We start from the raw sequence: 9562 nt of genomic DNA, 5'->3' as shown, positions 1-9562 counted from the left end.
TCAAGTGCAAATAGATGGCTTGATAGCGTTCATACATTCGACGCTCTTTGGCTTGTTTCATGGCTTCTTTTACTTTTTCCAGTTCATTATGCTTATCCATGGCGTTCCCCACTTTGTCCGCTTCTTCATCTGTTTCTTATTCGACAAATGGTTCATTTTTCCTTGCCAAGGGTTGCTAAGAACTTTGATTCAACTTATATAATATCTTATTTTATCCTTAAACAGACTTCTCGTGTTAACTCCACTTAACTCCACTCACCTCATCATACCGGCTTTGCTTGCATCATGAGCAGAGCCGGTCCTGCCGAACATTTCAATATCAAAATAATCGTTGTCTGACGAAGGGAGCTCGTGGCGATGAAAAAGAACGTTTCTATACTGCTTGTCGCGATCCTTATGCTCGTATCACTACTGGCAGGATGCAGCGGACAAACCGCAGAAGATACCCCCGCACCCGCTGAACAGAAGCAGACTGATAATCAAAATTCCACATCTGCAGAAGGAGAAGGCAAGGAATCGGAACCGAATAGCAGACAGGCCAATACGAATGCCGTGACGTATGACGGTGAACCAGTTACGCTCAAGTTCATTATCTCCGTCGATGAAGAAACATTTAAACAGCGATTCAAAGAGCAGATTGAACTGAAGTTTCCCAAGGCTCTTATACGGCCTGCCGATTGAAGGCAGCCAAAAAGCGCTGTATTACAACAAGAGCATATTCGATAAATTCGGCATTGATTATCCGCAGGATGGAATGACGTGGGACGAAACCCTCGAGCTGGCGAAGCAAGTGACTGCTGAACGTGACGGAGTGAAATACAAAGGCTTGTCCTTCGGCTATAACATTCCGGGCATGGTTGACACGAGCGATTATAAATAAAGCTTCAGTAACGAGCAGAATCTAGCCATGTATGTTGGTCAACTTCCTCATCTTCTGCTGAACAGTGCTGTTGAAGGATTGGAGTTCGACATGGTATCCGTACCGGTATGGCCGGATCATCCGGATGTCGGTCCGACGGCCCCGTCGGTGTCGTTCAGCATCAACCAGAAGGCGCGGGATTTCGTTAAGATGCCAGACAAAGACGTCGCGACCTATTTGAGAGAGATGGAGGAGGAATATACAAGTATCGTGAAAGAAATGATGGCGAAAAAATAAAGTTGATCGAAGCATCTCAGCAACACGATCCGGCTACCCGCATATTTACTCCAACCTCTATTCTCATATCTAGCTTCTACTCTCACAAATTCTCTCACATTCACTTGCAAAAATACTCTTACATTGACTCGCATATCGCCCGCATTATTTCAGCAATGAAAAAATAAACGGCGGCAGCCATGCTTCAGCATTCCCGGCCTGTTCGACGAGAACAATTCAGGCTTTAGTGATAAGATGGTCGCGATGCATATCGATTGGCACGGCTACTTCACCTGGTTCGGCGGCAACGAGGAGGAAGCGCTCGATTTTTCAAAAAAATATGGACATCGTTCCGACTGTCGACTGGCCGGGGATGGAACAGACGGCTCCGACGCCGAACACCCAAATTTTCACGATAAACCAGTTCAATGAGAAGAAGGAGGCTGCCTTCCAATGGATTATGGCAAGCGTCTCTCTAGAATATCAACAGACGCTTGCCCGTGCGGGAACCCCGTCTGTCATTACGGGCGACAAGTCGATAAATGCCCAATTTGCGGCCGATAACAAACGGTACGAAGGCAAAAATATCGCCACTTACTTCCAATGTCAGTTCGCACCGCCTCCAGCGAGGGAAAGCGTATGGGACAGCTATGTGAAGCTGTATGATAAGCTGCCCGAATTCGCGAAATCGGATATGAACAAAGCTCAATAAAATATGAAATGGCTGCTTTCGCTAGACTTTTTATACAATTCAAGCATGCACTTCCAACATATTTTTTCCGGTCGATTATTCACTTCGATAATCCATGGTTTTAAGTTTTGATCCAGCCCTAGATCAACCCCAAAAAGCTGAATACCAGGATATTTCTTTTCCAGCAGCTCACATATTTGCTCTCCCAATAGGTTCAACTTTTTTTTGGTCTCTATTTTACTTGTTACGTTGGTATATGGAGCTAATAAGTCATCGATGGACACCGCAGTTCCGCCGCTGCGGATATTCGTTACGATTTTTTTCGGATGAGCGACGCGGCCGACAAACCCTTCATTTAGCCAAGTGTTATCACTTTGTTTTTTGATCATCAACCGCAGATCAAACGGGCGTTCGTTCCATCGGAGCAGGTCTATGCCTTGCTGGACCAAATAATCTTTGTTCACCATATTTGCCAAAACAAATGCGTATACCTGATTCCTCGAATAAAATGTTTTCTTCCTGGTTCCCTCATGGACAAGGAAACGCGGTTGTTTCTCATGAATTATCTTCTGAACCTTTATGACTCCTACACCAAAAGCCCCTCGATTAGGTTTTAAATATACCGATGTATACTCCGACAGCATGGAAAATAGAGATTGTTTATTCAGTTTCATTGTGGCGGGAAGGTGCCTTTTAATCGTGCTGTCGTTCTTTAGTTCACGATAGTGATCCCACTTGATAGTTCTTGCTGGGACATGTGGTTTGGAAGGAACGGCGGCATGCTCTTTTGTCATGGATCAGTCTCCCTCATTCATGTTTTGATATCGTATTCGGATACTTTAGAACATGCTGCTGGACTTCCGTCTATTTTGCATGCCAAAACGTAATCATTGCCTCAGCCAAACAATTAGGCGAATACAAGTTCGAGCCTATTTTTGAAAACGTTGCACCGTATTTAAGGCTATCGCTTCGTTTCTCGCAAGGTAAGCATTAGCGCCAACTGGATGATAGACATGATGAAGCTATACACGAACATCGTTACGATTACGGCAGCAGGCATCACAAAGTAATTGGCCAGCACGCTCGCCGCCCCGGAGAAGGCAAACATAACGAGCGCCATCCCGATCGCAGATAGACTGTTATGCTTGAAGTACTTCATGCTTCGGCGGAACGCGGTATCGAAATTGACATTATCGACAACAACTGTAAATTCCCAATATACGGCGAGGACCCGCATGACCATGAATAATAGCAGCGATGCGGCAGCGCCAATCGAACCGAACATAATGATGAGCAAGGAAGAGGCGGCAGCCTTGGCAAGCAGTACCGTAATGTTCAGAAAGGCAAACGGAACCCAGTACTTGAGGCCGTCCTTCACCACTTGCGCAGCACGGACAGGCTGTCCTTCGATAATAGAGACGAGTGCCTTAATATAACCGCCCTGTGCAAATGCCCATACGAGCATGACGATAACATACGCCCAAGTTAAAGGAATGTTAAATAAATGAAAGACTGACGGGAGGCCCATTTCTAGCACGATACGATAACTCCATTGCGAATGCAGCTGCCATCCGGTCGTGGCTATCATGACGGCAAGCACGATAAGATCTAGAGTTATAGGAATGAGCAGGATGTTGAGGTTGCGGCGTAATAGACGGAATGATTGAAAGAGTGGCATAACTTTCTCTTAGATTGGCAAAAGACATCCGATAAATGGTTTATTTAGATAAAGACAGAAGCGCCCGATGAAGGCTGTAACGGCTCATATTCTACTGGTGGAAAAGGAATGTCATGTATCTCATTTATGCAAGGCTGAAATGGGCTGCATGTTCAACGGGAACGCTCATCTCCTCTACGGGAAAAAACAATCCAAAGGCTTGGCCGGGATCCCCTGGCTCAAGTTCCATTGGATTCTGTACAATGAAATAGCACGTATGTCTCCTTGCAGACAGGTTCCATTGGAATTGATCCAATGGTTTGACATGAATTCCGCCGTAATTGCCGAACAACAGTCTAATCCACTGTACAAAATACAATCAACGTGCTGTGTAACCGCCCAATCCGTACATTTCACTGTATGTTTTCCAATAGAAGTTAGCTCCACATACAGATTTTGTTCTTCGGTATGCTCTTTAGCGTGCTCCTTGCGCCCTTGCGTGCCCTTGGCCTGCTCTTCAACTATAGGTTCAACCTGTTTTGTTCCGGAAAACGAATCCAAAACGTCGAACCTTCGCCCTGCTCGCTTTCCGCCCAAATAGTTCCCCGATTAGATTCAACCAATGCTTTGGCAATGCTTAGACCAACCCCCAAGCCACCGCTGTCACGTGAACGAGATTTGTCTGCCCGGTAAAATCGATGAAAGATGTGCGGCAAATCTACTGTGGTAATGCCGATCCCATTATCACGGCAATAGATGAGCGTGTCCCCTTGATTGCATGATAAGCCTAGAACGACGCTGCCTCCGCGCGGCGTGTATTTGATCGCATTGTAAATGACGTTGGACAATATTTGTACCATCCGGTCCGGATCGGCATCCAGAAAACAAGGAGTGTGAGGTTTCTCAAAGACAAACTTTATTTCTTTTTCCTTAGATAAAAATAAAAAGCCTTCATACACCCCTCTAACGACTCGCGTCATCTCTAATGGCTGCAGATTCAGCTCAAAGCGGGCGCCTTCCGCTTCCGACAATTTCTCCATATCCTCAATCAGCCGGTACAATCGTTCAATATCGGTCAAAATGCTGAGCATATTGTCTTTCGTCAATGGATAAATGCCATCAATTATTGCATCTAAGCGGGAAAGCACAGCCGTAAGCGGAGTGCGCAACTCATGCGTTAAATCCTGCATCAGTTGAGTGCGCCAGCTTTCCTGGCGATCGAACTCAGCGAGCAGGCTGTTGATTGTCGCAATCAAGATCGCCATTTCTCTTGTGCCGCACTGCGGTATTACCGTATTACGGTTACCGATAACGATAGATTCGGCTAATTGTCCTGCTTGTGGATGCTGCGGCTCCAGCGATGTGAGGCATACAGAGAGAGAAGCAACGCAGCTAATATGAACAGGCCGAGCGTATTACGGCTTCGGGTCAGAAGCTCTTGCTCGTATTGCACGATAGCGGGTGAATGCAATCCGGCGTCCAAATCGTAATAAGCATGCAAATATCCGTCTATATGCCCGTCGATAATGATAGGAACTTCCACTTCATAAGGATTAGTGCTGACCAGTACGTCTTCCGTCTTAAGGTTCATTTTTATTGTCTTGCGGTCAGGATCAAAATAGCGAAATGGAGCCGAGAATTGGTTGGAGGCTTCCCGCAATTGAGCGTTATTTACTTCGGTAAGTGGTCCCTCGGACATGAAGTTCCGAATGACATAGGATAAATGATAGGTGTGCTCCGTCAAAGCTTGCTGCTTATATGTAGTGAACTGTTCTTTCCAGAGATGCATCAATACGAAGTAGAGACAGATCAGTGATGTGAGGGAGATGCATAACATGAAGATGAACATGGAGGTACGGGTTTTGAATCTGGTCAAAACGAGTCGCTTCATCGTTCATCATCTGGCTGGAAACTAAATTTGTATCCCGAGCCAATCTTCGTAACAACATATTGGGGGCGTTTCGGATCCTCTTCTATTTTTTTGCGAATATTCATAATATGTACATCCATGACGCGTCCGTCTCCGATAAAGCGGTAGCCTTGCACTTCATAGGACAAATCGTGCCTGCTAAACACTTTTCCCGGCTTCTTCACGAGAATGCTTAACGTCCTGAATTCGGTTGTCGTGAGATTAGCCGGTGTTCCTTCGAGGAATACATCTTCCAATTCGAAATTAACCATGAGCCTGCGCCGATTAAAATACAGAATGCTGCAGCTGGTGCTGTTCATACTATTGATTCTGCGCTGCAAGGCATAGATGCGAGCGATAACTTCTTTCATGCGAAAAGGCTTCGTGATGTAATCGTCGGCTCCCAGATTGAGGCCATGGATCATATCGACTTCCCGCGCTTTGGAGGTAATCATAATCAAGGGGACGTTGGACATCCGCCTAATGCTGCGGCACACATCCTCTCCTGGAATCCCGGAAATCATCAAATCAAGCACGACCAAATCCAATTTGTATAACTGGACTTTCTTCAAAGCTTCTATGCCATCGCAGGACAGATGCACCTTACCTTCTACCCTTCATTAAGAAAATAAGATTCGAGTATATCGCGGACAGAAGCTTCATCCTCGACAATCATTATGTCCATTCCCGTCAACCCCCTTGAACTTATATATGCAGCAGTTCAAAAAGTGCCCTATTGATTATAAAGCGAATCTTGAACATGAATTATATGTATAAAGGTGGATATATTTACATTCATATCGGGAAGCGCTTACAAATAATTAATGCTCATTCTTTACTATATGGTATACAACGAATTCTGTTTTTGTCAAAGAAAAAAAATATATTGACTCTTATGCCGCAATGGAATCGGAACGGTACGGCAATTCATTTCTAAGCCGGACAACACAATGTGGTAAAATAATTACATGAAGTTTTGGCCTATACTCAGGAGGATGATGAAAGATGGAGCAACAACCTAATGTCCGTTTGACGACTTTGTCCAGCAAAGGAGGATGCGGCTGTAAGATTGGCCCCGCAGATTTGGCGCAGGTGCTGCGGCAGCTTCCCGCGACGGAGAAGCATCCCGATTTGATCGTCGGCTTGGACACAAGCGATGATGCAGGCGTGTTCCGGTTGAACGACGAGCTAGCGATCGTGCAGACGGTCGATTTCTTCACGCCGATTGTGGACGAACCGTACGCATTCGGCCAGGTCGCGGCGGCCAATGCGCTTAGCGATATTTACGCGATGGGCGGCAAACCGCTGACGGCGCTCAACATTGTCGCATTCCCGATTTCGAAGCTGGATAAGTCCATATTGGCAGAAATCTTGCGTGGAGCGGGAGACAAGGTGAAGGAGGCGGGAGCTACGTTGGTCGGAGGCCACTCCATTGATGATGCGGAGCCGAAATTCGGCATGGCTGTTACCGGCATCATCCACCCGGATAAGGTGCTCACCAATGCCGGCGCTCGTCCGGGAGACAAGCTCGTGTTAACGAAACCGATCGGTGTCGGCATCATGACCACTTCGCTTAAGCGCGAGCTGCTGCAGCCGGATGAAATTGAGCTCGTGACGAAGACGATGACGATGCTGAACAAGACGGCGGCGGAAGTGATGGCGGATTATGAAGTTCACGCCTGCACGGACGTTACCGGCTTCGGCTTGCTCGGGCATGGTTCGGAGTTGGCGCAGGGCAGCCAGACCGGTCTGCATATTTATGCAGAGTCCGTTCCGGTTCTTCCGCGCGTGCGCGAGTTGGCGGAGCAGGGTGCTGTACCCGGCGGAACGAAGAACAATTTCAATCATGTGAAGGATAACATTCGCTTTGACGGGCGCTTGGATGAAATATCGCAGTTGATTTTGTGTGATGCCGTTACTTCAGGCGGATTGCTGTTATCCGTAGCGGAAGCAGATGCGGAAGCCCTGCTGCAAGCGATGAACGATAAAGGCATTGCGGCAGCATGCATCGGAGAAGTCGTTGCGGAGCATCCGGGTGAAATTACCGTAACGGGACACGCAGTCGGCAATCGCAGCAGCAAATAGGCGTTAGTCAATATATATTTTGCCGCGCGTCTCAGGCGCATGCAGAAAATGAAGAGCTACTTTGCACAATTGGTTGGAATTAATCTGTTGATGAGAGGCGTGCCAGACGACCCTTTGCTGGTTGATTAAAATAATTTGCGGAGATACGTGAGGGATTCCGAGTCTGAGGGATACCCGATCGGACAGATCCTTTTCCTCGACGACCCGGATAACGCCGAATGTGAAGCGGGAAGAGACGTCCGGATAGCGCGATATAAAATGATTAAGCGCGACATGAGCGACCCGGCTCGACCCGCAACGCGAACTATGTTTGTATAAAAACAATGGTCTGGCATCGGATTGCTGGATGAGCTGCGTGAGCTGTTCGTCGGATTGAATAATCATAAGAGACATCGCAAGGTTCCTCCTTAATATTCATATCAAGCGCGTTGAACGCGGCTATGTATTCAGTTCTTGTTCTGGACGGGGAGACATACAATGAACTGATCCGGTATGTTTTGCAGGACATGGAGGGAACTGCTGATGTGGGACATCTCTTGGCTGACATTTATGCTGCTGTTTTTGGCAAGCTACCGCTTGACGCGATTGATTGTGTTCGATGAAATAACGGCATTTTTGCGCCGCCCGTTTGTGGAGGAGCGGTTCCACACCGACGAAACGGGCGCCATTTATGCGGTAATTGACGAAAAAGGCGGACGTTTTCACGCATTTATGCGCAAGCTCTTGACCTGTTATTGGTGTGTCGGGGTATGGTCTGCCGCTGTAGTGGGAGCAGCTTATTTACTAATACCAGATATTGCGTATCCTCTCGTTCTCGTGCTGGCTATCGCCGGGGCGGCCGGGATTCTTGAATCGTTTGTTAAAGGCTAAGCAGGCAACTGCTTGCCTTTTTTTTATGTTATAAGGCAGTCGAATTCTTGCAATCTTCACGGTGCTGAAAAGTGATCTTTTTGAACCGCACGTTAGGTTGGATTGCTGCTGATTTGTCCGCCAATTAAGGCGGTCGTCTGCATCTTTCAAAATCATGATAGCATATGATAAATTATGGCTCGAGTGATTAAACATTAGGTTGTGATATCGTGCAGCAAGCTGTTCAACCGATGTGAGAAGGTATGCTGGGCACATGTTCTGAGATAGGCTTTTGCCGCTGCTTCCTGCCGTTTCTCAGGTTCGTTCAAATAGTGATGGATGAGATCTGCGCACTGCTGCGGAGAATGGTAACAGCCAATCTCTTCTCCCGGCGCATAGAATAATTCCAGATCAGGCCGGTAATCGGTAAGCTGGAAAGCCCGGCATGCTGCGATATCGAATGTGCGGTTATTAATGGTATGGGCGGGAGCCCCGGCTTTGTTCTTGTCGATTAGCGAGTCGTCCTCGCTCCTGTGGATGTTCAAGACAATGCTTGCACCGTTAAAGTAACGAGGCGTTTCCGAGAAATTAATCCATTTGCTTCGAATGCTTGGCACGCAGCCGCCTGACCAGTCGACCGTTTCCCAGAAATGACCGACCAGCTGCACCCGGACATCCCTGTTGACATACCGCAGTGTTTCCTTCATGAAAGCAAGCCGATTGTCGTAGCCCGTTCCGATGAAGCATACGTCGTTCCGGTACGAAGAATGAACCGCATACGGGCGAAAAATGTCCAAGTCGGTTCCGAGCGGCAGATGAAATACCCGCTTGCAGCCGTTCCTTTCATAGTAGGGGATGCACCCGGAATCAATCGTAAACACATAATCGTAATGCGGCGCTACTTGCAACGCGTTGTCGATCGCGTACGGATCGTCCACGAACCAGATGCCTGTCGGAATGCCCAGAGCCCGGATGGCGCGAATCAGTTCTGGAGGAAGAAATGACTTCGGTCCGCACAGCGTAAGCACAATATCTGGAGCGAATTGGCGGATGTCGGGCAGCAAGTTCTGAATGGGAGTCCGATTGAGCAGGAATAGCTTCGCCTCGCGACTGTGTCCGCCAACTGCTTTCATCAGCGCATTATCGAGAATATCAATCGGTCTCCGGTAGCCAGAAGCAATATAATACAGCTTCATAGACGCCTCCTTGCTTGCCTGTGAAGGAAGGATGAAAGAA

13 protein-coding genes and 1 pseudogene are annotated in these 9562 nt (G+C 47.5%); 7 read left to right on the top strand and 7 right to left on the bottom strand.

Translation table 11 applies throughout. The annotated features are described in order from the left end of the window. Window positions 1–357: 357 nt before the first annotated feature. The 5 genes and pseudogenes from M3650_RS06130 to M3650_RS06120 all read left to right on the top strand — a co-directional run bounded on the left by M3650_RS06130 (window position 358) and on the right by M3650_RS06120 (window position 1847). A complete protein-coding gene (locus M3650_RS06130; RefSeq protein WP_251573262.1) occupies window positions 358–681 on the top strand; it encodes a hypothetical protein in 324 nt (107 codons plus the stop codon). Then, window positions 671–754: pseudogene (locus tag M3650_RS31835) on the top strand (hypothetical protein); the annotation flags it as partial. The gene M3650_RS06130 and the pseudogene M3650_RS31835, both read left to right, overlap by 11 nt. Further along, the gene (locus tag M3650_RS31830; RefSeq protein ID WP_285848327.1) at window positions 755–880 is read left to right on the top strand and encodes a hypothetical protein; all 126 of its coding nucleotides are present in this window, start codon (window positions 755–757) and stop codon (window positions 878–880) included. A 27-nt stretch (window positions 881–907) separates the two neighbouring features. Further along, window positions 908–1156 (top strand): hypothetical protein, encoded by a 249-nt coding sequence (locus tag M3650_RS06125; RefSeq protein ID WP_251573259.1) that lies wholly within the window; start codon window positions 908–910, stop codon window positions 1154–1156. Between the two features lie 319 nt (window positions 1157–1475). After that, window positions 1476–1847 carry a hypothetical protein gene (locus M3650_RS06120; RefSeq protein WP_251573257.1) on the top strand — a complete coding sequence of 124 codons (372 nt, stop codon included), beginning with the start codon at window positions 1476–1478 and terminating at the stop codon, window positions 1845–1847. On the opposite strand, the gene M3650_RS06115 is transcribed toward M3650_RS06120, so the two are convergent. The 5 genes from M3650_RS06115 to M3650_RS06095 all read right to left on the bottom strand — a co-directional run bounded on the left by M3650_RS06115 (window position 1841) and on the right by M3650_RS06095 (window position 5964). Further along, window positions 1841–2620 carry a YheC/YheD family protein gene (locus M3650_RS06115; RefSeq protein WP_251573255.1) on the bottom strand — a complete coding sequence of 260 codons (780 nt, stop codon included), beginning with the start codon at window positions 2618–2620 and terminating at the stop codon, window positions 1841–1843. The two genes, M3650_RS06120 and M3650_RS06115, sit on opposite strands and share 7 nt — an antisense overlap. 167 nt (window positions 2621–2787) lie before the next feature. Then, on the bottom strand, window positions 2788–3504 hold the full coding sequence (locus M3650_RS06110) for a hypothetical protein (RefSeq protein ID WP_251573253.1): 717 nt from the start codon (window positions 3502–3504) through the stop codon (window positions 2788–2790). Between the two features lie 500 nt (window positions 3505–4004). Further along, window positions 4005–4748, bottom strand: a complete 744-nt coding sequence (locus tag M3650_RS06105) for a sensor histidine kinase (protein WP_251573251.1) — start codon at window positions 4746–4748, stop codon at window positions 4005–4007. Between the two features lie 59 nt (window positions 4749–4807). Next, window positions 4808–5359: a hypothetical protein gene (locus M3650_RS06100; RefSeq protein ID WP_251573249.1), complete on the bottom strand. Its 552-nt coding sequence runs from the start codon at window positions 5357–5359 to the stop codon at window positions 4808–4810. 11 nt (window positions 5360–5370) lie between these two features. Continuing rightward, window positions 5371–5964 (bottom strand): response regulator transcription factor, encoded by a 594-nt coding sequence (locus M3650_RS06095; RefSeq protein ID WP_251573247.1) that lies wholly within the window; start codon window positions 5962–5964, stop codon window positions 5371–5373. A gap of 433 nt (window positions 5965–6397) precedes the next feature. Between M3650_RS06095 and selD the strand changes: the two genes are divergently transcribed. Beyond that, window positions 6398–7477, top strand: coding sequence for a selenide, water dikinase SelD (gene selD, locus M3650_RS06090; RefSeq protein WP_019421450.1), 1080 nt, complete (start codon window positions 6398–6400; stop codon window positions 7475–7477). A gap of 3 nt (window positions 7478–7480) precedes the next feature. On the opposite strand, the gene ytxJ is transcribed toward selD, so the two are convergent. Further along, complete coding sequence (gene ytxJ / locus M3650_RS06085) at window positions 7481–7870, bottom strand: bacillithiol system redox-active protein YtxJ (RefSeq protein WP_251573245.1); 390 nt, start codon at window positions 7868–7870, stop codon at window positions 7481–7483. Between the two features lie 129 nt (window positions 7871–7999). Between ytxJ and M3650_RS06080 the strand changes: the two genes are divergently transcribed. Continuing rightward, entirely contained in the window at window positions 8000–8347 is a 348-nt protein-coding gene (locus M3650_RS06080) for a DUF1360 domain-containing protein (RefSeq protein ID WP_251573243.1), read from the top strand. Between the two features lie 194 nt (window positions 8348–8541). Here the strand turns inward: M3650_RS06080 and M3650_RS06075 are convergent, their stop codons facing one another. Beyond that, window positions 8542–9522 (bottom strand): CgeB family protein, encoded by a 981-nt coding sequence (locus tag M3650_RS06075; RefSeq protein WP_251573242.1) that lies wholly within the window; start codon window positions 9520–9522, stop codon window positions 8542–8544. Between the last annotated feature and the right edge of the window lie 40 nt (window positions 9523–9562).

The organism is Paenibacillus sp. MER TA 81-3 (genome assembly GCF_023713585.1).
Lineage (GTDB): Bacteria > Bacillota > Bacilli > Paenibacillales > Paenibacillaceae > Paenibacillus_B > Paenibacillus_B profundus.
The sequence above is the reverse complement of the archived record's forward strand: the minus strand, read 5'-3'. Positions and strand labels throughout refer to the sequence as shown.